The following is a 26,184-nucleotide window of genomic DNA, read 5'->3' as shown; positions in this document are numbered from 1 at the left end:
CCAGTCGTGCTCAGGATTTCAACTTGTGAATCCCTGAGCACCTGCCCGAGCCTTGGACCGCACCGTCGCATCACACAACGTCGTGGCGCCGGCGCCCTATGAGGAGCAGCAGTCTTGCGCGAGTTCAGCCTTCCGGCTTTGTACGAGGTCCCTGCGGACGGCAATCTGACCGACATCGTCCGCAGAAACGCCGCGCAGCACCCGGACGTCGCCGTCATCGCCCGCAAGGTGGGCGGTGCCTGGCAGGACGTCTCGGCCACCGCGTTCCTCGCCGAGGTGCGCACGGCCGCGAAGGGGCTCATTGCCGCCGGGGTCCAGCCGGGCGACCGCGTGGGCCTGATGTCCCGTACCCGCTACGAGTGGACCCTGCTCGACTTCGCGATCTGGTCGGCGGGCGCGGTCACCGTGCCGGTGTACGAGACCAGCTCGCCGGAGCAGATCCAGTGGATCCTCTCCGACTCGGGCGCCACCGCCTGCGTCGTCGAGCTGGACAGCCACACCGCCGCGGTCGAGTCGGTGCGCGATCACCTGCCCGCCCTCAAGCACGTCTGGCAGATCGAGGGCGGTGGCGTCGACGAGCTGGGCAGGCTCGGGCAGGACATCAGCGACGCGACGGTCGAGGAGCGCAGCTCGCAGGCGAAGGCCGACGACGCGGCGACGATCGTGTACACGTCCGGCACGACGGGCCGCCCCAAGGGCTGTGTCCTCACCCACCGCAGCTTCTTCGCCGAGTGCGGCAACATCGTCGAGCGCCTGCGGCCCCTGTTCCGCACCGGCGAGTGCTCGGTCCTGCTCTTCCTCCCGCTCGCGCACGTCTTCGGCCGGCTGGTGCAGGTCGCGCCGATGATGGCGCCGATCAAGCTGGGCACCGTCCCGGACATCAAGAACCTCACCGACGAGCTGGCCTCGTTCCGGCCGACGCTGATCCTGGGCGTCCCGCGCGTCTTCGAGAAGGTCTACAACTCGGCGCGCGCCAAGGCCCAGGCGGACGGCAAGGGCAAGATCTTCGACAAGGCGGCGGACACGGCGATCGCCTACAGCAAGGCGCTGGACACCCCGTCCGGCCCGGCCGTCGGCCTGAAGATCAAGCACAAGGTCTTCGACAAGCTGGTCTACAGCAAGCTGCGCGCGGTGCTCGGCGGCCGGGGCGAGTACGCCATCTCCGGCGGCGCCCCGCTGGGCGAGCGGCTCGGGCACTTCTTCCGCGGCATCGGCTTCACGGTCCTGGAGGGCTACGGCCTGACCGAGTCCTGCGCCGCCACCGCCTTCAACCCCTGGGACCGGCAGAAGATCGGCACGGTCGGCCAGCCGCTGCCGGGCTCGGTCGTGCGGATCGCGGACGACGGGGAGGTGCTGCTGCACGGCGAGCACCTGTTCAAGGAGTACTGGAACAACCCGGGCGCGACCGAGGAGGCGCTGGCCGACGGCTGGTTCCACACCGGTGACATCGGCACCCTCGACGAGGACGGCTACCTCCGGATCACCGGCCGCAAGAAGGAGATCATCGTCACGGCCGGCGGCAAGAACGTCGCCCCGGCGGTGATCGAGGACCGTATCCGCGCGCACGCGCTGGTCGCGGAGTGCATGGTGGTCGGCGACGGACGGCCGTTCGTGGGCGCGCTGGTCACCATCGACGAGGAGTTCCTGGACCGCTGGTGCGCGGACCACGGCAAGCCGGTGGGTTCCACCCCGACGTCGCTGCACGAGGACCCCGACCTGCTGGCCGCGATCCAGTCGGCGATCGACGACGGCAACGCCGCGGTGTCGAAGGCGGAATCGGTGCGGAAGTTCCGCATTCTGCCCGCCCAGTTCACGGAGGACTCGGGCCATCTGACGCCGTCGCTGAAGCTGAAGCGCAACGTCGTGGCGAAGGACTACGCGGACGAGATCGAGGCGATCTACCAGAAGTAGCCGCCTCTTTCCGAGGCGGTACGACGGCTCATGGCGCGGTGTCCTCCACGAGGACCCGCGCCGTCGTCCGTTCGGCGCTACAGCAGCGTTTGCAGCTTCTCCGCCAGCAGGTCCCAGCGCCATCGCTCCTCGACCCACTCCCGGCCCCGCTCGCCCATCCGTCGGCGCAGTCCGGCGTCGCCCAGGAGTGTGCTGATGCGGTCGGCGGCCTCCTCCGGGGAGCCGCCTCGCACCACCCAGCCCGTCTCGCCGTCCAGGACCGCGTCCGGTGCGCCGCCCGAGTCGCCCGCGACCACCGGCAGGCCCGTCGCCGAGGCCTCCAGGTAGACGATGCCGAGGCCCTCGACGTCGAGGCCGCCCCGGCGGGTCCGGCACGGCATGGCGAAGACGTCGCCGGCGCCGTAGTGGGCGGGCAGCTCGGACCACGGCACGGGACCGGTGAAGTGAACGGAGTCCGCGACGCCCGTCTCGTGGGCCAGCTTGCGGAGGTCCTTGTCGTACGGGCCGCCCCCGACGATCAGCAGTACGGCGTCCGGCTCGGCGGCCAGGATGCGGGGCATGGCCAGGATCAGGGTGTCCTGCCCCTTGCGGCGCACCAGCCGGGACACGCACACGACCACCGGCCGGTCCGTCAGCCCCAGCCGCGCGCGGACCTCGTCGCCGCCGGACCCCGGATGGAAGGTCTTCTCGTCGACCCCCGGCGGCAGCTGCACCATCCGCGAGGCCGCGTCCGGCGTCAGCGCGGTGGCGATCCGCGAGCGCGTGTACTCGCCCAGGTATGTGATCGTGTCCGTCGACTCCCCGATCCGGCGCAGCAGTTGCCGGGCCGCGGGCAGCTGGGCCCAGCCCGCCTCGTGGCCGTGGGTCGTGGCCACCAGCCGTTCGGCGCCGGCCCTGCGCAGTGCCGGGGCCATCAGGCCGAGCGGCGCCGCCGCCCCGAACCACACCGACGTGCAGCCGTGCTCGCGCAGCAGCCCGACCGCGCGCCGGGTCGCCGCGGGCGTGGGCAGCAGCATCGTCGTACGGTCCCGTACGACCGTGAAGGGCTGGTCGGCGTCGAAGGCGGCGGTGGCCTCGACGCCCTCGCGGCTGCGCTTCCAGGTGGAGGCGTAGACGACCAGCCGCTCCGGGTCGAGCCGTAGCGCCATGTTGTGCAGGAACGCCTGGATGCCGCCGGGGCGGGGCGGGAAGTCGTTGGTCACGATCAGGGTCTTTTGCACGCCGCCGACCTTACCGAAGCCGCTGTTCACAGCCGGTGCCCGGCCACGTGTGTGGCCTGCGCACAGGTGGACAGGACATCATGTTTCACTGAGGCGGGAAGCGAACGGCAGGGGATCCGGTGGAGACGACGGGCACGCGGCGGTCCTTGGCGTGGCTGCTGGTGATCTGGGGCCTGACCAGGGTGGTCCTGCTGCTCTTCGTGTTCAAGGTGTACATCTTCCCCGGCCCGGACGTCACCAGCGACGTGTCGGTGATCTACCAGGGCTGGTACGAGGTGCTGCGCACCGGAACGTTCCCGCTGGACGACGTCACCTGGCAGTACCCGCCCGCCGCCGCGCTGCCGATCCTCTCCCCCGCCCTGGTGTTCTGGCTGGACTACACGTCGGCGTTCTTCGTCCTCGCCTTCACCGCCGACCTGGTCGTCCTGCTGCTTCTGCTGTACGCGGGGATGCGCCCCGGGCGGACGCCGGCCGGGGCCTGGGTGTGGGTGGCGGGCGTGCCGCTGCTCGGGCCGACCGTGTACGCACGCTACGACGTGATGGTCACCGCCGTCGCCGTGGCCGCGCTGCTGGCGGGCGCCCGGCATCCCCGGCTGATGGGCACGCTGACGGCCTTCGCGGCGATGCTGAAGGTCTGGCCGGTGCTGTTGCTGGTCGCGGCCCGCCGGCGTGGCGCCTGGCTGTCCGCCGCGCTGACCGCCGGCGCCATAGCGGTCCTGTTCGCCGTCGCGATGCCCGGCGCGTTCGCCTTCCTGACCTTCCAGCGCGACCGCGGCACCGAGGTGGAGTCGCTGGGCGCGCTGGTCTTCCACGTGGCCCGGCAGTACGGCTGGGACGGCCAGGTGCTGCTGAACTACGGCTCGGTGGAATTCCTCGGCCCGTACGTCGACGTCGTCAGCACGGCCGCCCTGCTCCTGAGCGGGCTCGCCTTCGGCTGGCTGCTGCTGTGGCGGCTGAGGGCGCGGCGGTTCGCGCCGCACACGCTCGCGGACGCGGCCCTCGTGGCGGTGCTGATGTTCGTGACGACCAGCCGGGTGATCAGTCCGCAGTACCTGGTGTGGCTGGTCGGTCTCGCGGCGGTGTGCCTGTGCTTCCGCGACAGCGGGATGAGGCTGCCCGTCGGCCTGGTCCTCGCGGCGTGCTTCGTGACGGTCCTGGAGTTCCCGGTGTGGTTCGCGCACGTCGTCGCCAGCGACGGCCTCGGCGTCACCCTCCTGTTCCTCCGCAACGGCCTGCTGGTCCTCGCCACACTCCTCGCGGCCCGCGAACTCTGGCGCTCGACGGTCACCCGCCCCGCCCCGGCCCCCGTACCGGCTCAGGCCACCCGCGCCAAGGAAACGTCCCTGCCGTCCTGACACCGGGTGCGCCGCCGGAGCAGCACCAGGACCACGGCACACTGCACCGCCATCGCCGATCCCAGCGCCAGGCACACTCCCGGCAGACCCAGGCCGGACAGCCCGTATGCGAGCGGCAGCTGTACGGCGGTGCCGAGCACCGTCACCCGCAACAGCACGGGCGCTCCCCCGCTCCCCTCGAAGACCCCGCCGAGCGCGATGACGCAGGCCATCAGGATCAGATAGGGCCCGACGCAGCGCAGGAAGAGCACACCGGCGCGGGCGACGTCGTCACCGGCACCGAAGGCGGCCATGATCCATGGCGCGGTCACGCCCAGCAGCACGGCCGCCACGAGCGCGAAGGCCCCCGCGACCAGCACCGCCTGCCGTCCGATCGCCGACCGGGCGTCCGCACCTCCGCCGAACAGGTGCGCGGTGTGGATGGCGGCGGCCTGGCGTACGGCGTAGCAGCCCATGGTGGCGACGTACAGGACCTTGTACGCGATCGAGTACGCGGCCACCGCCGTCACGCCCAGCCGTGCCACGACCGCGACCAGCGCCAGCGCGCCCGCCTGCCGCACGGTGAAGTCGGCCGACATCGGCAGCCCGGTCCGAAGCGTCCGCCGCAGGGCGCCCCCGACCGGCTCGGCGGGCGGCACCTCGGCAGCCGCGCGCAGCAGCCGGTTCCTCCGCAGCGCGGCCAGCCCCACCGCCAGGGCCACGCTCCGGCACAGCACGGTCGAGGCGGCGGCGCCGGGGACGCCGTAGACCTGGATGAGGAACGGGTCGCAGACCAGGATCAGCCCGCCTGCGAGGAGGGCGAGCCGCATCGGCGTCCTGGTGTCGCCGGCCCCCTTGAGGATGCCGTCGACCAGTGTCTGCGCGAAGAACACGGCGACACCCGGCAGCGAGATCGCGAAGTACTGCACGGCCAGGGGCAGCGCGGAGCCGTCGCCGAGCACCAGCCGCGCCAACGGCTCCCGCCCCAGAAACCCACCCACCACGACCACCGGCGTGACCAGCGCCCACACCGCCCATCCCCCGCGCACCGCGGCCCGCATCGCCCCCGGATCCCGCGCGCCCCTGGCATGGGCGACCAGCACCGTCGTACCGGAGCCGAAGACGAGGGCCACGCCGAGCAGGACGTTCTCGGTGTTGGTCGCGACGGCCACGGCGGCCACGGCCGGGCCGCCGAGCCGGGAGACCCAGACGGTGTTGATGATTCCGGCGGCGACCGAGGCGAGGAGCGAGAAGTAGACGGGGTGGGCGAGCGAGATGAGCTGCTTGCGGTGCGCGTTCACGATCCGGCCCCCTCCGTTAGTTACCTCGATTCGAGGTAACTCGATAAGAGGTACCATGGCGCCATCACGCTCGCAAGGAGGACCATGCTGGAGCTGTCGATCCTCGGCTTCCTGGCCGAAGCGCCGCTGCACGGCTATGAGTTGAAGGAGCGGATCAAGGCGCTGAGCGGCCATGTCCGCCCCGTCAGCGACGGTGCGCTCTATCCGGCGATCACGCGACTGATCAAGGCAGGCAAGCTCGACGAGCACACCGAGCCGGGTACGGGAGCGGCCCCGCGCCGGATCCTCTCCCTCACCGGCCAGGGCCGCGAGGACCTGCTGGAGCGCCTGCGCCACCCCAGGCGGGTCGAGATCACGGACCAGGTCCGCTTCAACACGCTCCTGGCCTTCCTGCGGCACCTGCCGGACCGCCGGGAGCAGGCCGGAGTGCTGCGCCGCCGTCTGGAGTTCCTCACCGCGCCCACGAGCTTCTTCTATGGAGGGGAAAAGCCCGTACGGGCGGAGGAGGCGGAGGATCTGTTCCGGCAGGGCATGCTGCGGGTCGCCCGGGCGACGGGTGAGGCGGAGCGTGCGTGGCTTACGGAGGCGATCGCGAAGCTGGATCAGCCGAGCTGAGCCCGCAGATAGTCCCGCCACTCCCCCGTGAACTCCTCCAGCGACGTCCCGAGTACGTCCTTGAGTGCGCCCTCCACCGCCCCGGCCCGCCGTTCGTGCGCCCCGACGGCCCGGTAGAACTCGGCGAGTCTGACCTCGCCCCAGCGGTCCGCGATCAGCCGGCAGGCCAGCCAGCCGCTCTCGTAGGCCCGCGCGAGCCTCCCCGCGTCGCCGCTGAAGCCGAAGTCCTCGTCCGTCGGCAGTGTCTGGGGCGCCCGCCCCTCGGTCACCGCCTGCCACAGTTCGGGCGCGGCCTGGGACGGGGAGCGGCCGCTGCCCAGGTAGCCGATCCAGTCGGCGTAGCCCTCCGAGAGCCACAGCGGAGTGGCTTCGGTGGTGTGGGCGCGGGTGGCGACGTGGGTGGTCTCGTGGGTGAGGACGACCTGCTTGCCGGTGCTCCCGAGGACGCCGTACGCGTCCGGGTTGACGATGATCCGGTCCGCGGGCGCGCTCGCCGGGGCGCCGGTCTCACCGGTGGTGACCGCGGCGATCCCGCGGTAGGAGGACTCGGGCGAGCCGAGCAGGCCCGCCATGTCTCCCAGCGACATCGGTACGAGGATCACCACGCGCCGGGGCCAGTTGCTGCCCCACGCCTGGGAGACGGCCGGCACGGCGTGGTCGGCCAGCTCGGCGTACGACCGCAGTGCCGCGTCGGACTGCCCGACGCCCAGGACGAGGCTGTCGTCACCGTGTACGGCGCTCACCTCGCCCTGGTCCCAGAGCTGTTCGGCGGAGCCCTTCGCGGGCCGCTCGGCCTCGACGTACCAGTGGCCCTCCACGTCCAGGCGCAGGCTCAGGGTGCGGCCGACGCTGACGGGTGCCCGGTCGTGGCCCTGGACGCGGTAGCGGAGCTCGGCGTCGGCGAGGGCGGTGTCGCCGGTGCGCCGCAGGGTGGTCAGGCGGTACGACCAGTCGGCGAGGGGCACCGCGCCCAGGTTGCCGAACCAGTCCCCGGCGCCCGAGCGCAGAAACGCCGTCTCGTCGTGGTCGAGGATCGCGGCCGCCCGGCGGTCCAGGACCTGCTGCACCTCGGCCTTGGCGCTGTCGGTGGCGGGCCGCCCGCCGCAGCCCACCAGTGAGACGAGCAGCAGACAGAGCGCGACGACGACGCGCGTTCCCCGCGCCCCCGACGCCCGCCTTCGACCAGCCATTTCCCGATCGTACGGCGGCGACGGCACGAAGGTCAGACCCGCGTCGCAGCGGCCTGGGCCCCGCGTCAGACCCGGGTGACCGTCGCCCCGGGCATCATGGCCACCGGGTCGTAGCGCACGGGGGCGCCGGGGTAGGGCGCGTGGATCACCTGGCCGTTGCCCACGTACATCCCGACATGGCTGGCGTCGCCCCGGTAGGTGACCACGTCGCCGGGCTGGGCCTCGGAGAGCGGGACCTGCCGGCCGGCGTACCGCTGCCCCTGCGAGGTCCGCGGCAGACCGACGCCGGCCTGGGCGTACGACCACTGGATCAGTCCCGAACAGTCGAAGCCGGAGGGACCGTTGGCGCCCCAGACGTACGGCCTGCCCAGCGCCGAATGGGCCGCTGCGACCGCGGCCGCGGCGCGGCCGGAGGGGGCGACGAGGCTCCCGAAGTCGGGCATGTCGGCGCGCCCGGAGCGGGAGGCGCGGTCGTAGGCGGCGCGGTCGGCCGCGGTGAGGGAGTTCAGCAGCCTGCGGGCCTGGGCGAGTTTGCGCTCGACGGTCCGCTTGTGGGCGGCGACGGTCTTGCGGCTCTTCTCCAGTTCGACGAGTTTCCCGGTCGCCTCGGAGCGTTCCTGGGCGAGTTCGCGCATCGCGTCCTGGAGATCGTCCAGCTCGCCGGCCTGGTGGGCGCTGAGACGGGCGATGCGGGCGGCCTTGTCGAGGTAGTCGGCCGGGTCGTTGGAGAGCAGCAGCGCGAGGGAGGGATCGAGGCCGCCGGACCGGTACTGGGCGCCGGCCAGCGAGCCGAGTGCGTCCCGCTTGGAGTTGATGTCCTCCTGCTGCCGGGCGATCCGGTCCTGCGCGTCGGTCACCTGCTTGCGGAGCTTGTCGGCGCGCTCGTCGGCACTGTTGTAGGCCTCGGTGGCCTTCTCGGCCTCCTCGTAGAGGCGGTCCACCTTGGCCCGGGTGTCGTCTTGTGGCGCGGCCGAGGCCGGGACGGCCCCGAGGGCCGTGGCGGCGGCTGACATGACGCAGAGCGCTGCTCCGGCGCCCCGGTCGAACCCGGTCGTTGCAAAGCGGCGATGGGACCCCACGGGAAGCCGCTCTCCTTCCGCTGGCGGACAAGGACCTTCCCCGGCGAGCGGGGAAACGCGGCAGACAGTAGCTCCGTGCCGGGGTGACGGCCAACGACCTCGGTGGGCACACAAAGTGACGCCCCGCCTCTGACGCAGGTCATGGGCGGGGCGCGGGGTCAGCGAATGTTGTCGTGATTCGCCCGTTCGGGCGGCACGTGGTGTTGATCTTGGGGGTGTTCGGCCGGGGTCAGATCCGGACGCCGAACTGGAACGGCATGTTGTTGATCGACTCGTAGCGCACGACCGTGCCGCTGCGCGGGGCGTGCAGGATCTGGCCGTTGCCCGCGTAGAAGCCGACGTGGTGCAGGTCGCCGTAGAAGATGACCAGGTCGCCGACCTTGAGGTCGGACTGGCTGTAAATGCGCGTACCGGCGTTGGCCTGGTCCTGCGAGATGCGCGGAATGGAGACGCCGGCCTGGGCGTAGGCCCAGGAGGTCAGGCCCGAGCAGTCGTAGGAGGCGGTGCCGGTGGCGCCGTAGACGTACGGCTTGCCGATCTGGCTCTGGGCGGCCTGGAAGGCGGCCATGGCCCGGCCGGAGGCGGAACCGGTGTTGCCGAGGTCCACGCGGTCGGCGGCGTCGCGGCTGGCGCGCTGCTCCTCGGCGGCGAGGGCGGCCTTCTCGGCGGCCGTCAGGCTGTTGAGCAGCTTCTGCGCCTCGGCGAGCTTGCCCTGGACCTGCTTCTTCTTCTTGCCCAGTTCGGTGCGGGTGGAGGCGAGGTCCTTGAGCTTGTCGGACGCCTCGGTGCGCTGCTGGGAGAGCTCGCGCTGCTTGTCCTGGATCTTCTTCAGCGAGTCGACCTGCTGGGCGCTCAGCTGGTCCATGGTGGACGCCTTGTCCAGGTAGTCGTCCGGGTCGGACGACAGGAACAGCTGGACGGAGGAATCGATGCTGCCCGTGCGGTACTGAGCGGCGGCCGCGAGGCCCATGCTGTCGCGCAGCTCGTTGAGCTCTTCCTGGCCGCGGGCGACGTTGTCCTGGATCGTGGAGATCTCCTTCTGGAGCTTCTCCTGCTTCTCCTTGGCGCCGTTGTACTTCTCGGTGGCCTGCTCGGCCTCCTCGTAGAGCTTGTCGACCTTGGCCTTGACCTCGTCCTTGCTCGGCTTCTCGCTGGGGGCCGCGTTGGCGGCCTGGGCACTGATGGCCACGGCAGCAGCGGCAGCGGTGGTCAGCACGGTCACACGTGCTCGGCTCGGCTGCTTGGGTCGACGGTGGGACGCCACTGAGGTGAAACCCTTCTTCTGAGTGATCACCCGCTCGGAGGTTCGAGGCCAGACCCTAGTGACCCAGTTGTGATCAGATCAAATCCTCACACGAAAAATCTCGTCACACCAATCATTCTTTACACACAACTCACATGACGTGACGCAGGATTGACGCTGGGTCGTACAGGATTGACGCCAATTCGGGCATTGCCCCCGTACGTTGGCGTTATCCGGACAGCCGCTTGAGAAGCACCGCAGAAGCCACCGGCCGCGCTCCGGCCCGGGCCACCCCGTCCGCCACCTCACGGTCGGTCGAGGCGACGATGACCGGACGGCCCGGCGGCTCGGCGCGCACCAGCTGGCGGATCAACTCGTCGGCAGTGACGCCCGGTTTGGAGAACAGCACCCGCACCCCGCGCGGCGGCGCGAGAAGCACCGGCGCGGCCAGCTCGGCCCCGTCGAAGACGCAGGTCACCTCGGCGCCGGTCTGCGCGGCGAGCTGCGAGAGCTGGCCGAGCAGCCTGAGCCGCTGCTTCTCCAGGGGCATCTGCGGATAGCCCGTCTTGGTGACGTTGTAGCCGTCGACCACCAAGTGCGCCTGGGGCAGGGCGAGGAGCTGGTCGAGGATCGCGGGGTCGTTCTCGGACAGGGCCCGGGCGGCGATGTCCTTCGGGGTCATTCGTCCCGGTTCGACCGCGTCCACGGTCTCGGCGGGCCGTACGGAGACCGGCGGCAACGCCAGCTCCCGGCGCAGCCCTTGGGCGGAGTCCAGCAGGGTGTCCAGAAGCAGCCGTACGCGCATGTCCTCGACGCTGCGCCCCTCGCGTGCGGCCCTGCGCGTGGCCTCCAGGGCGGCCTCGGCCTCCCCCAGCCGCGCCTTGAGGCGCCGGGTCTCGCTCTCGGCCGCGGAGACCTGGGTGTTCCCCTCCGCGCGCAGGGTCTCGATCTCGCCGTGCACCTTGCGCAGGGCGGCCTCGCCACGCTTGACGTCACTGAGGGCCGAGCGCAGCTTCCGGTGCAGTGATTCGGCTTCCTTCTTCGCCGCGTCCAGCTCGGCGCGCAGCCGCTCGGTCTCGTGCCGGGTGTGCTCACGGGCGTGCGCGAGCTCCTCGCGCAGCCGCTCCAGCTCGGCGCGGTTCTCCTCGTCGGCACGCTCGGCATCGGCCCGCTGAGCCTCCTCGCCGGCCGCGGTGACCAGCTTGACCCAGCCGGTGGGGCGCAGAACATAGGCCGCGGCCGCCACGTCGAGCGGGTCCGCGGCCGGGGGCGCCGAGCCGGCGTCGAGGGCGCCGGCGAGTTCCGGCTGGGCCTCTCTGAACTTCTCCCCGATGCGCTGGCGGAACAGCGGATCGGTCTCCAGCGCCGCCGCCATGGCGTTGCCGGCGAACTTGGCCCGGCGGTTCGGCGCGAATCTGGCGTACTGCCTCAGCTGTGCGGGCAGTTCGCCGACGGTCAGTCCGCCGAAGCCGTCGGACACGATCTGCACGACCTTGCGCCGTACACCGTCGGGCAGCGGACGGTCGAGCACCTCAGCGGCGCCGTCGTCCGGCTCCCCGCCTTGTGTCTCCACCATCCGTCACACCCCAATGCCTGTGCGGGGGCCGCTCCCGTCAGGAGTCGGCGCCCGGCCTGTCCACGAGTTCCACTGTGTCCACGGCGTTGCACCAGCGGCAGCGCACCGACTCGATGGTCTCACTGAGCACCTCGCGCTCCTCGATCTTGGGCTCACCGGCCAGATCGAGGTGGACGTACTCCACGACCTTGGACGAGCGCGTCACGTCGAAGCGCGTGAGGTTGCCGCAGAGGGTGCAGCGCCACCGCGTCGTGGTGGTCGGCAGGGGAACCGTCATCGTGACTGTGCTCTTTCCTTCTAGACCTTCTATTGTCCGCGACGCGCCGGGCCCCCGGTGCGTGTGGCTCGTAACCCTACGGCCTGGCGGGTACCCACCGCCCGTCCGTCCCGGGCGGCGAGGCGGTCTGTGCGCGTGCGTCCGGTTACGTCATGCTCTGTGTCCATGATCGGCAACTGGAGCGTGGCGCATTTCGGGACTCGGTTCGGCAGGGCGGGCCGATCGGTCCGTGCCGTCCTGCGGTCCTCGGCGCCGGTGACGTACGGGCTGATCGTCCTGTGCTGCCTGATCTTCCTGATCGGCCCGGCGGCGGGACTCAATCCGGCGTACGGCTCCGGCGACGAGCTGCTCGCCGCTCAGCGGGCCTACTTCCACCGCTGGGGTGTCGTTCCCGCGGAGCTGTTCGAGGGGGCGCCCCGGGCCGTCCTCACCCCCGCGACGGCGCTGTTCGTGCACGGCAGCTGGGTGCACCTGCTCGGCAACATGCTCTTCCTCTACGTCTTCGGCGTGATGACCGAGGAACGGATGGGCCGCGTCCAGTTCACGCTCTTCTATCTGGGCTGCGGCTACCTTGCCCTGCTGGGCTACGCGGCCGCCAACGACGACTCCCCCCAGTCCCTGGTCGGCGCGTCCGGGGCGATCTCTGCGGTCCTCGGCGCGTTCCTGTTCCTCTTCCCCGGGGCGCGGGTGACAAGCCTGCTGCCGTTCCTGCTCTTCCTGCCGCTGCGCTTCCCGGCCTGGGTCGTGCTGCCGTTCTGGGTGGCGCTGCAGTGGGTGGCGGCGGGGCGGGCGGACCAGGGGCCGGGGGTGGCGTATCTGGCGCACCTGGTCGGGTTCGGGCTCGGCTTCGGCTTCGCGTGGGCCCGATTCCGCCCTGCGACTGCTGTGTCTTCCCGGGGGCCAACCCCCGGACCCCCGGCAGAACAACCGGGCCAACTGGACCACGAGTAGGGTGAGAGCCCCAGCAATGGCCTCCGAGGGAGAGAACCAACCGTGATCACCGCGATCGTCCTCATCAAGACCAGCGTGGACCGGATTCCCGAGATCGCGGAGCGGATCGCTTCGCTGGAGAGCGTCACCGAGGTCTTCTCGGTCACCGGTACGTACGACCTGATCGCCATGGTGCGAGTCAAGGAGCACGAGGATCTCGCCGAGGTCATCCCGGGCCGGATCAGCAAGATTCCCGGCGTGGAGGGGACGGACACGCACGTGGCGTTCCGTACGTACTCGCAGCACGACATCGAGGCCGCGTTCGCCATCGGGCTGGACAGCTGAGAGCGGCCACGGCCCGATCATGAAGAGTTCTTCATGCTGGGCTCATCCTCGGTGCGGGGCATAGGCCGCAGGATCGGCCGCATGGTCTTCTCGCACCGGATCGCGGCGCTGGCCGCCGTCGTGGCGATCCCCCTCGGCATCGCCGCGACCAGCTTCGCCCTCACCGACAACCCGGAGTCCCCCAAGGTCCCGGCCAAGGTGGAGCTGGACAGCGGCTCCCCCACCCCGCCCCCGTCCCGGCCCGCACCGCCCCCAGTGACGAGGTCGTCTCGCGGCCCCCGGTGACAGACGGCCCCACGAGCGACGACGGTGCCGACGACGGCCCCGACCGGGAGACCGGAGACGACGACCGCGGCGAGCCCGGGGACGACGGCTAGAGGTGTCCCGTCGGGAACTTTCAGGGAGTCGGCAAGTTCAGGGGAGTCGGCGGGTGACGACAGTGCGGCTGAGGTGCTCCCCTCCGGGTGCGTGTGTGCCGTTGAGCGGGCACACGGCGTCCGGTGCACGGACGGGGCGTGCGCGGTCCTGTCCGGGTCGGCGCGCCGCTGGCTCACCGCCAGGCTCCACGCCGCCGTCGCCATGACCCGGACGACACCCCCCGACCCCGTGCGCCGCCGGATCTCCGCGCGGGTCCGCATTCTGCTCTGGCTGCTGCTCGTCATGGCCGTCGGGCTGGTGTCCGTGGCGGCGACCACGCGGTCGATCCTGTTGCGGGACGTCGATCACCGGGTGAACGGGCTGCTCGCGCAGGAGGCGGGCGAGTTCGCGAACTTCGAGGAGCGGGGCGTCGACCCCGAGACCGGGCAGCCGTTCACCGACCCGTCCCGGCTGCTGCGCGAGTTCCTGGTACGCCAGTACGCCGATCCGGACGAGGAGCTGATCGGCCTGGTGGGCCGGGCGGGCCGGGCCCCGGCCCAGTTCATCCAGCCGCGCGACATCCCCGCCAACGTCCCCCTGCACGAGGACGCCGACGCCCGCCGCCGCATCTTCGACTCGCCCGACGCCACCGGCACCGTGCACCGGGCGTCCGGCGAGATCCGCTGGGCCAAGGTCACCGTCGCCCGGGCCGGCGGCGAGGCGGAGGCGGCGTTCGTCGTCGCCTTCCACCCAGGGCGCGAACAGGCCGCCGTGAACGCGGAGTTCCGTATCCTGCTCGCCATCTCCGGGGTCGCCCTGCTCATGATGACCGGCATCGGCTGGGCGGTCTCCGGGCGGATCCTCAAGCCGGTGCGGCTGGTGCGCACCGCGGCGGCGCAGCTCACCGAGCAGGACCTGACCCGCCGTATCCCGGTGCACGGGCGTGATGACATCGCCGCGCTCGCGGAGACGTTCAACGCGATGCTCGACCGGCTGGAGCGCGCCTTCGCCGCCCAGCGCGAGTTCGTCGACGACGCGGGTCACGAGCTGCGCACGCCGATCACCATCGTGCGCGGCCATCTGGAGCTGATGGGCGACGATCCCGCCGAGCGCGAGGAGACGATACGCCTGGTCACCGACGAGCTGGACCGGATGAGCCGCATCGTCGAGGACCTGCTGCTGCTCGCCAAGTCCGAGCGCCCCGACTTCGTCACGCCCGAGCCGGTCCAGCTCGCCGAACTCACCGCCGACGTCTACGTCAAGGCCCGCACCCTCGGCGAACGGGACTGGCAGCTCGCCGAAGTGGCCGACGTCGAGGCCGAGCTGGACCCGCAGCGGATCACCCAGGCGATGGTCCAGCTCGCCCAGAACGCCGTGCAGCACACCGCGCCCGGGCAGACCGTCCGGATCGGCTCGCGCACGGACGGGCCGGGCGTCGAGCTGTATGTCGCCGACTCCGGCTGCGGTGTCCAGCCGCAGGACGGCGAGGTGATCTTCGAACGGTTCCGGCGCGGCACGTCCCGGCGCGGCGCCCGCGGCTCCGGAGCCGGGCTCGGACTGTCGATCGTCCGGGCGATCGCCGAGGCGCACGGCGGCCGGGTCCGGCTGCGCGACACCGACGGCGGCGGCGCCACCTTCGTACTGGCACTGGGAGAGGCACACACGTGAACCGCATTCTCATCGTCGAGGACGAGGAAAGGATCGCCTCCTTCGTCCAGAAGGGGCTGCGCTCCAACGGCTTCACCACGACCGTCGTCGGCGACGGCGACGCCGCCCACGAGTACGCGCTGACCGGCAGCTTCGATCTGGTGGTCCTGGACATCGGCCTGCCCGGCCGGGACGGCTTCACCGTGCTGCGCGAACTGCGCGAGGCCCGGGTGACGACCCCGGTGATCGTGCTGACCGCGCGGGACTCCGTACGGGACACGGTGGCCGGCCTGGAGGGCGGCGCCGACGACTGGATGACCAAGCCGTTCCGCTTCGAGGAACTGCTCGCGCGGGTCCGCCTGCGGCTGCGTACGGCGGCCCGGGCACCCGAGGTGACGGTGCTGCGGTCCGGCTCCCTGACCCTCGACCTGCGCACCCGGCGGGCGCGGGCCGGGGAGCGGACCGTGGATCTGACGGCCCGTGAGTTCGTGCTCCTGGAGCTGTTCCTGAGGCATCCGGGCCAGGTACTGTCCCGCGAGCAGATCCTGTCGCACGTGTGGGGCTACGACTTCGACCCCGGATCCAACATCGTGGACGTGTACGTGCGGGCCTTGCGCAAGAAGGTCGGGGCCGAACGGTTCGAGACGGTGCGCGGCGTGGGGTACCGCCTGTCGGCCTGAAGTCCCCTTCGGCCCGTGTGAAGTCTCCTTCATGTACGGCTCATCGACGGCTCACGGCCCAGGTGAACCCTGGATGACGTGACCCTGAACCTCCGACTGGGCGTCGGCCTCTGCGTCGCGCTCTCCCTCTGCGCGCTGCTCGCCGTGCCCGGCAACTTCGCCGGACTCGGCGCCGACGCCCGCCTCACCCTCGCCGTGTTCGCCCTGGCGACCTGCGCCTGGATCGCCACCCCGGTCGACGACACATACATCGCGCTGGGCGCCGGACTCGCGCTCACGGTCACCGGAGTGATCAGCAGCGACGCCCTCTTCGGCACCCTCGGCGACTCGACGGTGTGGCTGCTGATCTGCGCCTTCGTGCTGGCGGCCGCGGTGACCCGGACGGGGCTCGCGGGACGGGCGGCGGCGTTCCTGGTCGGCGGGGCGCGCACCGTCCGGCAGCTCGTGCACCTGACCACGGCCGCCCTGGTCGTCACGGCGTTCGCGGTGCCGGCCACGTCCGGCCGGGCCGCCCTCGCGCTGCCGGTGTTCCTGGCGCTCGCCAGGGCACTGGAGGACCGGCGGCGGCTGGTCGTGATGCTGGCGCTGCTGTTCCCGACCGTGATCCTGCTGTCGGCGGTGGCGACCCTGATCGGCGCCGGCGCGCACCTCATCACCGTGTCGGTGCTGTGGCAGGCCACCGGCGAGCGGATCGGCTTCACCGAGTGGCTGCTGCTCGGCCTGCCGCTGGCCGTGGCGTCGTCCCACCTGGCCGCCGAAGCCGTACTCCTGACGACGACTCGACGCGCGGACCGCAAGGAGCCCGTGCGCATCACCCCCGAGCAGATCCAGGAGCACAGCGACGACCCGGTCACCGGCCCCTGGTCACAGGCCGAGAAGCGGTGCGCGCTGCTGCTGGGCACCGTCGTGATGCTGTGGTGCAGCGAGCCGCTGCACCGGGTGCCGCCGGCGGTCGTCGCGCTGATCGGCGCGGTGGTGGCGGCCTCGCCGGCCCTCGGCACCGTGCACCTGAAGGACGCGCTGAAGACGGTCCCCTGGTCACTGCTGCTGTTCATGGCCGCGACCATGGCGATGGGCGTCGCGCTCGCCGACTCCGGGGCGGCGAAGTGGCTGGTGGCCGAGCTCCCCACGGGCGTCAGCCCGCTGCTGTTCCTGGCCGTGGTGATCGCGATCAGCACGGCGGCCCACCTGATCCTCCAGTCCCGCTCGGCCCGCTCCTCGGTCCTGGTCCCGCTGGTGGTCGCGGCCGCCGTGGGCGCGGGCGTGAACCCGGTCGCCGCCGCGCTCGCGTCCACCGCGGCGGCGGGCTTCTGCCACACGCTCCCGGCGTCCGCCAAGCCGGTCACGCTCTTCTCCGACCTTCCCGGGACGCCCACGTACACCCCGCGCGACCTGCTGCGCCTGTCCGCCGTCCTGGCCCCGCTGACGGCTGCCCTCGTCCTGCTGTTCGCGGTCACGGTATGGCCGCTGCTGGGCGTTCCACTGTGAGTCGCCACGTCATTGCCGTCGGCTGTCTGCGGCGCCGTCGTGGCTGGTCGCGCCCGCGCGGCGGAAGCCGCACATCGATCCGGCCCCGCGCCCCCAAGGGCGTTGCCACAGCTCAGCGACGTCACCCAACCTGCCTAGGAGACCTCTGATGCTGACCCGAGTCGTCGTAGCCCCCAGTGGCTTCAAAGAGTCCCTGTCCGCCCAGGCCGCCGCCGATGCCATCGCGGACGGCGTGCGGCGGGTCCTGCCGGACGTCGTGATCGACCTGATCCCGCTGGTGGACGGCGGCGAGGGCACCGCCACCGCGCTGGCCGCCGCGACCGGCGGGCGGCTCGTCGCCCTGCCCGCCACGGGACCGGTCGGCGAACCGCTCGGCACGCACTTCGCCCTGCTCGGCTCCCGGGACACCGCGGTCGTCGAGATGGCCGCCGTGGCCGGGCTGTCCCTCGTCCCGCGCGCCCTGCGCGACCCGGGCGCCACGACCACCTACGGCGTCGGCGAGCTGATCCGCGCCGCGCTCGACACCGGCGTACGGCGCATCCTGGTCGGCTGCGGCGACTCGGGCACGTCCGACGGGGGCGCCGGCGCCCTCCAGGCCCTCGGCGCCCGGCTGCTGGACGCCGACGGCTTCGAACTCCCCCGCGGCGGCAGTGAGTTGACGCGGCTCGCCCGGGTCGACCCGTCCGGCCTCGACCCGCGTCTGCGGGACGTCGAGCTGCTGGTCGCCTGCAACCCGTACAACGTGCTGTGCGGCGAGCGCGGCGTGGCCCGCGTCTTCGGTCCGCAGAAGGGGGCGACACCCGCACAGGTCGAGCATCTGTCGGCCGGTCTGGAGAACTGGGCGGACGTCCTCACCCGCGACCTGGGGGCCGTGGGCACCGACCTGCACCACGGCCCCGGCACCGGAGCGTCCGGCGGCCTGGGCGCGGGCCTCGCCGCCCTCGGCGCCAGGCTGCTTCCCCGCTTCGACGTGCTCCTCGACCACCTCGATCTCGACGCCCGCCTCGCCCGCGCCGACCTGGTCGTCACCGCGGAGGGCGCCCTCGACCACCAGACGCCCCGCGGCAAGGTCCCGGCCGAGGTGGCCCGCCGCGCCAAGCTGTACGGCCGCCCGGTGCTCGCGCTGGCGGGCACACTCGGCGAGGGCGCGCACGACGTGCCGGGCGTGGACGCGTTCAGCGGCATCCTGCCGGCCCCGATGGCCCTGGCCGAGGCCCTGGTGCGGGCCTCCGAACTCCTCACGGACGCCACCGAACGCGCCCTGCGGATGATCCTGCTGGGCGCCCGGCTACCGGCTCACGCGGAGGTGTCCGGGACGCAACGCCCGTCCTCCGTGCGGTAGTTCCACCGGGCGCCGTCCGTGACGAGCTCCTGCACGGCGTTCACGAACCGCTCGACGTGCTCGTCCGGCGTACCGGCCCCGAAGCTCACCCGGATGGCGTTCAGGGACTTCTCGCCGGGCGCCGCCTCCGGGGCCCCGCACTCGCCCTGCGTCTGCGGGTCGCTGCCCAGCAGGGTGCGGACCAGGGGGTGGGCGCAGAACAGCCCGTCCCGCACCCCGATGCCGTACTCGGCGGAGAGGGCGGCGGCGAAGTGGGAGCTGTTCCAGCCGTCGACGACGAAGGAGAGGACGCCGACGCGCGGGGCGTCGTCGCCGAAGAGGGAGAGGATCCGGACCTCGGGGACCTCGGCGAGGCCCGCGCGGACCTTCTCGATCAGGTACTGCTCACGCGCGACAAGGGTGTCGAAGCCGGCCTCCGTCAGCGCCTTGCAGGCGGAGGCGATGGAGTAGGCGCCGATGACGTTAGGGGAGCCGGCCTCGTGGCGGGCGGCGCTCTCGTGCCACTCCACGTCGACGCCCCCGTCCCCGCGCCTGGACACCTTCCGCGAGGCACCGCCGCCCGCGAGGTACGGCTCCGCCGCGCGCAGCCAGTCGGAGCGTCCGGCCAGGACGCCGGAGCCGAACGGGGCGTACAGCTTGTGGCCGGAGAAGGCGACCCAGTCGACGTCCAGGTCACGCACGCTCACGGGGTGGTGCGGGGCCAGCTGGGCGGCGTCGAGCACGATGCGGGCGCCGTGCGCGTGGGCGGCGGCCGCGAGCTCCCGTACGGGCCACAGCTCACCCGTGACGTTCGAGGCGCCGGTGACGCAGACCAGGGCCGGACCGTACGGGTCACGGTCGGTGAGGGCGCGCTCCAGGGTCTCGACGGCCTGGCGGGGGGTGCGGGGCGCGTCGAGATAGGTCACGCGGGCGTCGCGCCACGGCAGCAGGGAGGCGTGATGCTCGGTCTCGAAGACGAAGACCTGGCAGTCGGCCGGCAGGGCGGCGGCGAGGAGGTTCAGCGAGTCGGTGGTGGACCGGGTGAAGATCAGCTGGTCGTCGGGACGGCAGTCGAGGAACTCGGTGACCGTCCTGCGGGCGTTCTCGAACAGGTCGGTGGAGAGCTGGGAGAGGTAGCCGGCTCCGCGGTGGACGCTGCCGTAGTACGGCGCGTAGGCGGCGACGTCGTCCCAGACGCGCTGGAGGGCGGGGGCGCTGGCGGCGTAGTCGAGCGCGGCGTAGGTGACCTCGCCGCCGGTGACGAGCGGGACAGTGACATCACGGCCCAGAACGGGCAGGGAGGCACAAACGGACTGGTCGGCGGCAGCGATGGAGACAGACATGGCGAACTCCCGTGAGGGGCATGCAGGCTGAGGGGCATGCGAGAAAGAGAAAAGGGTGTCCGGAGGCGGGGCTCTGCGGCCCTATCGCATTCGCTTGCTCACGGAAGGCTCCCTCGAACGACCAGGACCCCTGGTTTCGAGAGGGGCCCGCGCTTGCCGTAGACCTCGCTGCCTACGGCCTGGTCTTCACCCGGGGCACCCCGCCACGGACGGAGGGTTGCCGGACAGTCGGCCGGGGCCTCATGACTGTCACTCATGACCTGGTCCAATATCCTGCCACACGATCTTCAGCTCGCAAGGCGCAGTCCGGATCCTGGACTGCGCCTTGCGTCACATCGCGTGGAACTCAGGCGTTGCTGGCCGCCACCCAGCGGTCCAGCGTCCGCTTCGCCGCGCCCGAGTCGATCGACTCCGCCGCCTTCGCCATCCCGGCGCGGATCTGCTCGGTGAGCGGGGCGCCGGTCGGGTTCAGCGCCACCAGGGCGGCAGCCGCGTTGAGCAGTACGGCGTCCCGTACGGGACCCGTCTCCCCGTTCAGCATGCGCAGCGCCACATCGGCGTTGTACGAGGCGTCCGCGCCCCGCAGAGCCTCCACCGGAACCAGCTCGATCCCGACGTCACGCGGGTCGAAGGCCTCCTCGGTCACCTTGCCGTCGCGCACGACCCAGACCCGGGAGGTGGCCGTGGTGGTGAGCTCGTCGAGGCCGTCGTCGCCGCGGAACACCAGCGAGGAGTTGCCGCGCTCGGCGAAGACGCCCGCGACGATCGGTGCCATGCGCGGGTCCGCCACGCCGACCGCCTGGGCCTTCACCTTCGCCGGGTTCGTCAGCGGACCGAGCACGTTGAAGGTCGTCCGGATGCCCAACTGGCCACGGGCCGCCGCCACATGCCGCAGCGCGGGATGGAACTTCACCGCGAAGCAGAAGGTGATCCCGGCCTCCTCGGCGACCGCGGCCACCCGCCCGACCGGCAGTTCCAGATTGACGCCGAGCTTCTCCAGCACGTCCGAGGCACCCGACGCCGACGACGCCGCCCGGTTGCCGTGCTTGACGACCTTCGCACCCGTGCCGGCGATGACGATCGCCGACATCGTGGAGATGTTGACGGTCTTCGCGCCGTCGCCACCCGTGCCGACGATGTCGACGGTCTGCCCCGGCACCTCGATCACGTTCGCGTGCGCGTACATCGTCCGCACGAGCCCGGTGATCTCCTCCACCGTCTCGCCCTTGGCGCGCAGTGCCACAACGAATCCGGCGATCTGCGCGTCCGTCGCCTCGCCGCGCATGATCAGGTCCATCGCCCACGCGGTGTCGTCGGCAGCAAGGTCCTGACCGTTCAGCAGGCCGTTCAGCAGCAGGGGCCAGGAGCGGGCCGCCGCGGTGTCGCCTCCGGCGGGGGTCACAGCGCTCATAAGCCGCTCCAGGGTCAGGTGTCCCGCACTGCGGGACATGAGTCTCAACGAGGTCCACCCTATCCAGCCCGGGGCACGGCGAAGGGCCCCGTCCGTACAACGGACGGGGCCCTCAACCGTGGCGTAGCAGTCGCAGCGTCAGTGGTGGCCGTGGCCGCTGGTGATCTCCTTGTACTCGTCGACGGTCGGCTTGGGGATCTGGCCGTCCTCGCCGAAGTACGACTTGCTGAGCTTGGCGCGCAGCTTCTCGGAGCCCTTCACCTTGCGCTCGACGCCGTTCTCGTCGACCGTCGGGCCGATCTCGAGCGGCTTGTACTGCTCGTGCGCGGTGAGGGTGTGCAGCGCGTCCTGGCTGAGCGGCTCGTGCACCTCGATGAACTCACCGTGCGGCAGGCGCTTGATGATGCCCGACTCGCGGCCGTGCAGCACCTTGTCCTTGTCCCGGCGCTGCAGGCCGAGGCAGATCCGCCTGGTGATGATGAACGCGAGGACCGGTCCGGCGAAGAAGCCGATCCGGACGAACCAGGTGACCGCGTTGATCGACAGGTGGAAGTGGGTGGCCCACAGGTCGTTGCCACCGCCGACCAGGCCGATCATGTACACCGTGACCCAGGCGACGCCGAACGCGGTACGCGTCGGGGCGTTGCGCGGGCGGTCCAGGATGTGGTGCTCGCGCTTGTCGCCGGTGACCCAGGACTCGATGAACGGGTAGACCGCGATCGCCATCAGGACCAGACCGAAGAGCACCAGCGGGATGAACACGCCGAGAACCAGCGTGTGACCCCAGAAGTTGACCTCCCAGCCCGGCATGTAGCGGACCAGACCCTCGGCGAAGCCCATGTACCAGTCGGGCTGGGCGCCGGTGGACACCACGTCCGGACGGTAGGGGCCAATGGCCCAGACCGGGTTGATCTGCGCGACCGCCGAGATGACCGCGATGACACCGAAGACCAGGAAGAAGAAGCCTCCGGCCTTGGCCATGTAGACCGGCAGCAGCGGCATGCCGACGACGTTCTTGTTGGACTTTCCGGGGCCCGCGAACTGCGTGTGCTTGTGGTAGAAGACCAGGATCAGGTGGCCGACCACCAGGCCGAGCATGATGCCCGGCAGCAGCAGGATGTGGATCGAGTAGAACCGGGCCACGAAGTCGACGCCCGGGAACTCGCCGCCGAAGAGGAAGAACGAGATGTACGTGCCGACGATCGGCATGGACAGGATCGCGCCCTGGGTGAAGCGCACACCGGTGCCGGAGAGCAGGTCGTCCGGGAGCGAGTAGCCGGTGAAACCGGTGAACATGCCCAGGACGAACAGCAGGAAGCCGAACAGCCAGTTGATCTCACGGGGCTTGCGGTACGCGCCCGTGAAGAACACGCGCATCATGTGCACGAACATGCCGGCCAGGAAGATCAGCGCGGCCCAGTGGTGGATCTGCCGGATGAGCAGACCACCGCGCACGTCGAAGGAGATGTGCAGCGTCGAGCTGAACGCCTCCGACATGAGCTGTCCCTGCAGCGGGACGTAACTGCCGTGGTACTCCACCTCGTTCATCGACGGGTGGAAGAACAGCGTCAGATACACACCCGTGAGGATGATGATGATGAAGCTGTAGAGGCAGACCTCGCCCAACATGAACGACCAGTGGTCGGGGAAGATCTTGCGCATGTTGGCCTTGGCGAGGGAGTAGATCCCCAGTCGGCCGTCGGCCCAGTCGGCAACGCGCTCGCCGGCCGGTGCCTTCCCGCGCGAGCGGGACTCCGTGGTCTCTGTCGTGCTCATCCGCGCTCCCAGAATGCAGGACCGACGGGCTCTTCGAAGTCGCCGAGCGCCTCGAGGTAGCCCTCGTCGTTCACGCCGATGCGCAGCTGCGGCAGGGCGTGCCCGGCCGGGCCGAAGATCACTCGGGCACCGTCGGCGAGGTCGAAGGTGGACTGGTGGCAGGGGCAGAGCACGTGGTGCGTCTGCTGCTCGTACAGGGAGATCGGGCAACCGACGTGGGTGCAGATCTTCGAGTACGCGACGATGCCCTCGTGCGACCACTCGAGCTCGCGCTTGTCCTTGATGTCGGCGGGCTGGATCCGCACGATCATCAGGGCGGCCTTGGCGATCTCGTTCTGGAAGTCGTGGTCGTGCTCCTCCAGGCCCTCCGGCTTGGCGAAGGTGAGGGAGCCGACCGCGACGTCCGAGGGGCGCAGCGGCTCGTCGGTGTTCATGTTGACGAGCAGCTTGCCCTTGGACCACAGCGTGTGGCGCAGCTTGGTCCCGGGCAGCGGGCCGAGGTCACGCAGCAGGACGACGCCGGAGAGCGGGAACAGGGCCAGCGCTCCGAACATCGTGTTGCGGATCAGCTTGCGGCGACCCAGCGCGGACTCCTTGGCGCCCTGCTTGAAGTCGGCCATGACCTTGGCCTTGACCTCGGGCTCGGCCGCGATCGGGTGCCGCTCGTCGGCGACCTCCACGTCGGACATCAGGGTGCGGGCCCAGTGGACCGCCCCCGCGCCGATGCAGAACAGCGCCCCGCCGAGGGTCAGACCCAGCGCGAAGTTCAGCGCGTTGAGGTGACCGATCGGGAAGACGAAGATCGACTTGTCGTGCGGGATCGCGACGTACGAGGCGATGAAGCCGACGGTGGCCAGCATCGACACCGTGAACAGCATGGCCACCGTGCGCTCGGACCGCCGGGCGGCCCGCTCGTCGATGTCCTGGATCCGGTGCTCGTGGGGCGGCAGGCCGGGGTCGGCGAAGGGGTTCTTCTCGTCCGCTACCGCGACGTGGGCGTCCTGCTCAGCGGGCAGGTTCTCTTCTGGAATGTCTTGGCTACTCATGACTTCTTGGCCTTTGCGGTCCGAGCGGCGACCCAGACGGCGACCGCGATCAGTGCACCGAGCCCGAAGATCCAGGCGAAGAGGCCCTCACTGACCGGCCCGAGGCCGCCCAGCTCCAGACCACCCGGGTTGACCGTCTCGTCGCTGTTGACCGCGTGCAGGTACGCGATGATGTCCTTCTTGTTCTGCTCCGACAGCGTGGTGTCGGGGAACGACGGCATGTTCTGCGGGCCGGTCTGCATGGCCTCGTAGATGTGCTTCGGGTCGACATCCTCGAGGGTCGGGGCGAACTTGCCCTTCGTCAGCGCGCCGCCCTTGCCGGTGAAATTGTGGCACTGGGCGCAGTTGTTACGGAAGAGCTCGCCGCCCTTGCCGATGTCCGCGCCCTCGGGGCCGTACTGCTCCTCGGTCGGGACGGTCGGACCGGCGCCCAGCGAGGCGATGTACGCCGCGAGCTGGTCGATCTCGGCCTGCGAGTAGATGTTCTTCTTCGCCGGGATCTGGGCGGCCTGCGAGGTGGCGGCCGGCATACGGCCCGTCGCGACCTGGAAATCGACGGAGGCGGCGCCGACGCCCACCAGGCTGGGACCGTCGGAGGTGCCCTGACCGCCGGTTCCGTGGCAGCTGGCGCAGCCGACGGTGTAGAGCTTCTTGCCCTCCTCGATGGTGAGGGACTGAGCGGTTTCCTCGGCCTGTGCCTTGCCCGCGGGCGCGAACACGGCGTACACCCCTCCCGTGCACGCCAGCGCGAGGAGTAGGACGACGACCGCCGCCAGCGGATGGCGTCGTCGTGCGGAGAGCTTTTTCACGGATTACCCCGGTGTCAGGATCTTCTGCGTCGATGCTTCTGTCAGGTGCGTTCGTGGAACGCGCGCGGGATCGGGCCCGGCTACTTGATCATGTAGATCGTGGCGAAAAGGCCGATCCAGACGACATCGACGAAGTGCCAGTAGTAGGACACGACAATCGCGGCGGTCGCCTGCTCGTGCGTGAACCTCTTGGCCGCGTAGGTGCGGCCGAGGACCAGCAGGAAGGCGATCAGACCGCCCGTCACGTGCAGGCCGTGGAAGCCGGTGGTCAGGTAGAAGACCGAGCCGTACGGGTCGGACGAGAGCGAGAGGCCCTCGTGCTTGACCAGCTCGGTGTACTCGTACACCTGACCGCCGACGAAGATCGCACCCATGATGAAGGTGACGATGAACCAGCCCCGGAGCTTCTTCACATCACCGCGCTCGGCGGCGAAGACGCCGAGCTGGCAGGTGAGGGAGGAAAGCACCAGGATCGTGGTGTTCGTCGCCGAGAACGGGAAGTTCAGGGCGTCGGCCTTCTCATGCCAGAAGTCCGGACCGGTCACCGATCGCAGGGTGAAGTACATCGCGAAGAGGGCCGCGAAGAACATCAGCTCGGAACTCAACCAGATGATGGTTCCGACGCTGGTGAGGTTCGGTCGGTTGACCGACGGGTGCGCGTGACCCTTGTCTACTGTCGTTGCTGTCGCCACGACCGACATTATGTCGGTCGCTTATCCCGCCCTCACTCCGGGGGGTGCCGTTCGGAGTGTCTTCCCCATCCGTACCGGTGTTGACGTGGTGTTCAAGGGAGTAGCATCCGGCCCAACGGGCCTGTCCTTACGACGCTGACGTCACGGAGGAACAATGCAGCCGACCGCCACGGTGCTGGTCTACAGCGACGACTCCAACACCCGCGAGCAGGTGAGGTTGGCCACCGGGCGCCGGCCCGCACCGGACGTGCCTGTGGTGCAGTTCCTGGAGTGCGCGACGCCCGAGGCGGTGGTGCGTGAGCTGGACAAGGGGGGCATCGACGTCTGTGTGCTGGACGGTGAGGCCGTGCCCATGGGGGGCATGGGGGTCTGCCGCCAGATCAAGGACGAGGTGTTCAACTGCCCGCCGGTGCTGCTGCTGATCGGGCGGCCGCAGGATGCGTGGCTCGCCACGTGGAGCCGGGCCGAGGCGGCTGTGACGCTGCCTGTGGAGCCGGTGGAGTTCGCGGGGGCGCTGGCTTCCCTGTTGCGCACGCAGAGGCTTCAGAGCGCGTAAGGAAGCCTGCCGGGCCTGGCGATTCAGACGCCTGGCG

23 protein-coding genes, 1 pseudogene and 1 riboswitch are annotated in these 26,184 nt (G+C 70.8%); of the genes and pseudogenes, 11 read left to right on the top strand and 13 right to left on the bottom strand.

All coding sequences use genetic code 11. The features are described from left to right. Window positions 1-114: 114 nt before the first annotated feature. A complete protein-coding gene (locus tag OHO27_RS31285) occupies window positions 115-1,911 on the top strand; it encodes an AMP-dependent synthetase/ligase (protein WP_328428312.1) in 1,797 nt (598 codons plus the stop codon). A 77-nt stretch (window positions 1,912-1,988) separates the two neighbouring features. Here the strand turns inward: OHO27_RS31285 and OHO27_RS31280 are convergent, their stop codons facing one another. Then, a complete protein-coding gene (locus tag OHO27_RS31280; RefSeq protein ID WP_328428311.1) occupies window positions 1,989-3,131 on the bottom strand; it encodes a glycosyltransferase family 4 protein in 1,143 nt (380 codons plus the stop codon). 119 nt (window positions 3,132-3,250) lie between these two features. Between OHO27_RS31280 and OHO27_RS31275 the strand changes: the two genes are divergently transcribed. Next, window positions 3,251-4,486 carry a glycosyltransferase family 87 protein gene (locus OHO27_RS31275; RefSeq protein ID WP_328428310.1) on the top strand — a complete coding sequence of 412 codons (1,236 nt, stop codon included), beginning with the start codon at window positions 3,251-3,253 and terminating at the stop codon, window positions 4,484-4,486. Here the strand turns inward: OHO27_RS31275 and OHO27_RS31270 are convergent. Beyond that, on the bottom strand, window positions 4,447-5,766 hold the full coding sequence (locus OHO27_RS31270) for an MATE family efflux transporter (protein ID WP_328428309.1): 1,320 nt from the start codon (window positions 5,764-5,766) through the stop codon (window positions 4,447-4,449). The two genes, OHO27_RS31275 and OHO27_RS31270, sit on opposite strands and share 40 nt — an antisense overlap. An 84-nt stretch (window positions 5,767-5,850) precedes the next feature. On the opposite strand from OHO27_RS31270, the gene OHO27_RS31265 reads away from it, so the two are divergent. Continuing rightward, on the top strand, window positions 5,851-6,381 hold the full coding sequence (locus tag OHO27_RS31265) for a PadR family transcriptional regulator (RefSeq protein WP_328428308.1): 531 nt from the start codon (window positions 5,851-5,853) through the stop codon (window positions 6,379-6,381). On the opposite strand, the gene OHO27_RS31260 is transcribed toward OHO27_RS31265, so the two are convergent. From OHO27_RS31260 to OHO27_RS31240, 5 genes are all read right to left on the bottom strand, one after another. Continuing rightward, window positions 6,369-7,571 (bottom strand): hypothetical protein, encoded by a 1,203-nt coding sequence (locus OHO27_RS31260; RefSeq protein WP_328428307.1) that lies wholly within the window; start codon window positions 7,569-7,571, stop codon window positions 6,369-6,371. The genes OHO27_RS31265 and OHO27_RS31260 overlap by 13 nt on opposite strands. A gap of 65 nt (window positions 7,572-7,636) precedes the next feature. Beyond that, window positions 7,637-8,650 (bottom strand): C40 family peptidase, encoded by a 1,014-nt coding sequence (locus tag OHO27_RS31255; RefSeq protein WP_328428306.1) that lies wholly within the window; start codon window positions 8,648-8,650, stop codon window positions 7,637-7,639. Window positions 8,651-8,879: 229 nt separating this feature from the next. Then, window positions 8,880-9,914: a C40 family peptidase gene (locus OHO27_RS31250; protein WP_328430609.1), complete on the bottom strand. Its 1,035-nt coding sequence runs from the start codon at window positions 9,912-9,914 to the stop codon at window positions 8,880-8,882. Between the two features lie 208 nt (window positions 9,915-10,122). Further along, window positions 10,123-11,469 carry an NYN domain-containing protein gene (locus OHO27_RS31245; RefSeq protein ID WP_328428305.1) on the bottom strand — a complete coding sequence of 449 codons (1,347 nt, stop codon included), beginning with the start codon at window positions 11,467-11,469 and terminating at the stop codon, window positions 10,123-10,125. 37 nt (window positions 11,470-11,506) lie between these two features. Further along, on the bottom strand, window positions 11,507-11,746 hold the full coding sequence (locus tag OHO27_RS31240) for a hypothetical protein (RefSeq protein ID WP_328428304.1): 240 nt from the start codon (window positions 11,744-11,746) through the stop codon (window positions 11,507-11,509). Window positions 11,747-11,911: 165 nt separating this feature from the next. On the opposite strand from OHO27_RS31240, the gene OHO27_RS31235 reads away from it, so the two are divergent. From OHO27_RS31235 to OHO27_RS31205, 7 genes and pseudogenes are all read left to right on the top strand, one after another. Beyond that, on the top strand, window positions 11,912-12,697 hold the full coding sequence (locus OHO27_RS31235) for a rhomboid family intramembrane serine protease (protein WP_328428303.1): 786 nt from the start codon (window positions 11,912-11,914) through the stop codon (window positions 12,695-12,697). Window positions 12,698-12,739: 42 nt separating this feature from the next. Then, window positions 12,740-13,021, top strand: coding sequence for an Lrp/AsnC family transcriptional regulator (locus OHO27_RS31230; protein WP_328428302.1), 282 nt, complete (start codon window positions 12,740-12,742; stop codon window positions 13,019-13,021). Between the two features lie 81 nt (window positions 13,022-13,102). Then, window positions 13,103-13,398, top strand: a pseudogene (locus OHO27_RS31225) (small secreted hydrophilic protein). 202 nt (window positions 13,399-13,600) lie between these two features. Then, the gene (locus OHO27_RS31220; RefSeq protein WP_443059728.1) at window positions 13,601-15,046 is read left to right on the top strand and encodes an ATP-binding protein; all 1,446 of its coding nucleotides are present in this window, start codon (window positions 13,601-13,603) and stop codon (window positions 15,044-15,046) included. Further along, window positions 15,043-15,705 (top strand): response regulator transcription factor, encoded by a 663-nt coding sequence (locus OHO27_RS31215; protein ID WP_328428301.1) that lies wholly within the window; start codon window positions 15,043-15,045, stop codon window positions 15,703-15,705. The genes OHO27_RS31220 and OHO27_RS31215 overlap by 4 nt, the downstream gene beginning before the upstream one ends. Before the next feature lie 84 nt (window positions 15,706-15,789). Then, the gene (locus tag OHO27_RS31210; RefSeq protein WP_443059727.1) at window positions 15,790-17,193 is read left to right on the top strand and encodes an SLC13 family permease; all 1,404 of its coding nucleotides are present in this window, start codon (window positions 15,790-15,792) and stop codon (window positions 17,191-17,193) included. A gap of 148 nt (window positions 17,194-17,341) precedes the next feature. Next, the gene (locus tag OHO27_RS31205; protein ID WP_328428299.1) at window positions 17,342-18,535 is read left to right on the top strand and encodes a glycerate kinase; all 1,194 of its coding nucleotides are present in this window, start codon (window positions 17,342-17,344) and stop codon (window positions 18,533-18,535) included. On the opposite strand, the gene OHO27_RS31200 is transcribed toward OHO27_RS31205, so the two are convergent. The 6 genes from OHO27_RS31200 to ctaE all read right to left on the bottom strand — a co-directional run bounded on the left by OHO27_RS31200 (window position 18,490) and on the right by ctaE (window position 25,600). Continuing rightward, window positions 18,490-19,857: an aminotransferase class V-fold PLP-dependent enzyme gene (locus OHO27_RS31200; protein ID WP_328428298.1), complete on the bottom strand. Its 1,368-nt coding sequence runs from the start codon at window positions 19,855-19,857 to the stop codon at window positions 18,490-18,492. The two genes, OHO27_RS31205 and OHO27_RS31200, sit on opposite strands and share 46 nt — an antisense overlap. A 144-nt stretch (window positions 19,858-20,001) precedes the next feature. Further along, window positions 20,002-20,118: riboswitch (SAM riboswitch) on the bottom strand. A gap of 85 nt (window positions 20,119-20,203) precedes the next feature. Beyond that, a complete protein-coding gene (gene trpD / locus OHO27_RS31195) occupies window positions 20,204-21,268 on the bottom strand; it encodes an anthranilate phosphoribosyltransferase (protein WP_328428297.1) in 1,065 nt (354 codons plus the stop codon). 138 nt (window positions 21,269-21,406) lie between these two features. After that, a complete protein-coding gene (gene qcrB, locus OHO27_RS31190) occupies window positions 21,407-23,044 on the bottom strand; it encodes a cytochrome bc1 complex cytochrome b subunit (protein WP_328428296.1) in 1,638 nt (545 codons plus the stop codon). Beyond that, the gene (qcrA, locus tag OHO27_RS31185) at window positions 23,041-24,090 is read right to left on the bottom strand and encodes a cytochrome bc1 complex Rieske iron-sulfur subunit (RefSeq protein ID WP_328428295.1); all 1,050 of its coding nucleotides are present in this window, start codon (window positions 24,088-24,090) and stop codon (window positions 23,041-23,043) included. The genes qcrB and qcrA overlap by 4 nt, the downstream gene beginning before the upstream one ends. After that, window positions 24,087-24,899: a cytochrome bc1 complex diheme cytochrome c subunit gene (gene qcrC / locus OHO27_RS31180; RefSeq protein ID WP_328428294.1), complete on the bottom strand. Its 813-nt coding sequence runs from the start codon at window positions 24,897-24,899 to the stop codon at window positions 24,087-24,089. Before qcrC ends, qcrA begins: the two co-directional genes overlap by 4 nt. 80 nt (window positions 24,900-24,979) lie before the next feature. Then, window positions 24,980-25,600 carry an aa3-type cytochrome oxidase subunit III gene (ctaE, locus tag OHO27_RS31175; protein WP_328428293.1) on the bottom strand — a complete coding sequence of 207 codons (621 nt, stop codon included), beginning with the start codon at window positions 25,598-25,600 and terminating at the stop codon, window positions 24,980-24,982. A gap of 145 nt (window positions 25,601-25,745) precedes the next feature. Here ctaE and OHO27_RS31170 point away from each other — a divergent pair, with 145 nt between their 5' ends. Beyond that, complete coding sequence (locus OHO27_RS31170; RefSeq protein WP_328428292.1) at window positions 25,746-26,147, top strand: hypothetical protein; 402 nt, start codon at window positions 25,746-25,748, stop codon at window positions 26,145-26,147. The last annotated feature ends 37 nt before the right edge of the window (window positions 26,148-26,184 follow it).

The organism is Streptomyces sp. NBC_00443 (genome assembly GCF_036014175.1).
In the GTDB taxonomy this organism is placed as follows: Bacteria; Actinomycetota; Actinomycetes; order Streptomycetales; family Streptomycetaceae; genus Streptomyces.
Note: the sequence above shows the minus strand (reverse complement) of the source record. Positions and strands in the feature narration are given on the sequence as shown.

What these genes read in the sequence shown, in the direction of transcription:
- OHO27_RS31265 (WP_328428308.1), top strand. Translation starts at nt 5,851, where the DNA reads ATGCTGGAGCTGTCGATCCTCGGCTTCCTGGCCGAAGCGCCGCTGCAC.
- OHO27_RS31260 (WP_328428307.1), bottom strand. Translation starts at nt 7,571, where the DNA reads ATGGCTGGTCGAAGGCGGGCGTCGGGGGCGCGGGGAACGCGCGTCGTC.
- OHO27_RS31245 (WP_328428305.1), bottom strand. Translation starts at nt 11,469, where the DNA reads ATGGTGGAGACACAAGGCGGGGAGCCGGACGACGGCGCCGCTGAGGTG.
- OHO27_RS31240 (WP_328428304.1), bottom strand. Translation starts at nt 11,746, where the DNA reads ATGACGGTTCCCCTGCCGACCACCACGACGCGGTGGCGCTGCACCCTC.
- OHO27_RS31235 (WP_328428303.1), top strand. Translation starts at nt 11,912, where the DNA reads ATGATCGGCAACTGGAGCGTGGCGCATTTCGGGACTCGGTTCGGCAGG.
- OHO27_RS31220 (WP_443059728.1), top strand. Translation starts at nt 13,601, where the DNA reads ATGACCCGGACGACACCCCCCGACCCCGTGCGCCGCCGGATCTCCGCG.
- OHO27_RS31205 (WP_328428299.1), top strand. Translation starts at nt 17,342, where the DNA reads ATGCTGACCCGAGTCGTCGTAGCCCCCAGTGGCTTCAAAGAGTCCCTG.
- OHO27_RS31200 (WP_328428298.1), bottom strand. Translation starts at nt 19,857, where the DNA reads ATGTCTGTCTCCATCGCTGCCGCCGACCAGTCCGTTTGTGCCTCCCTG.
- trpD (WP_328428297.1), bottom strand. Translation starts at nt 21,268, where the DNA reads ATGAGCGCTGTGACCCCCGCCGGAGGCGACACCGCGGCGGCCCGCTCC.
- qcrB (WP_328428296.1), bottom strand. Translation starts at nt 23,044, where the DNA reads ATGAGCACGACAGAGACCACGGAGTCCCGCTCGCGCGGGAAGGCACCG.
- qcrA (WP_328428295.1), bottom strand. Translation starts at nt 24,090, where the DNA reads ATGAGTAGCCAAGACATTCCAGAAGAGAACCTGCCCGCTGAGCAGGAC.
- ctaE (WP_328428293.1), bottom strand. Translation starts at nt 25,600, where the DNA reads ATGTCGGTCGTGGCGACAGCAACGACAGTAGACAAGGGTCACGCGCAC.
- OHO27_RS31170 (WP_328428292.1), top strand. Translation starts at nt 25,746, where the DNA reads ATGCAGCCGACCGCCACGGTGCTGGTCTACAGCGACGACTCCAACACC.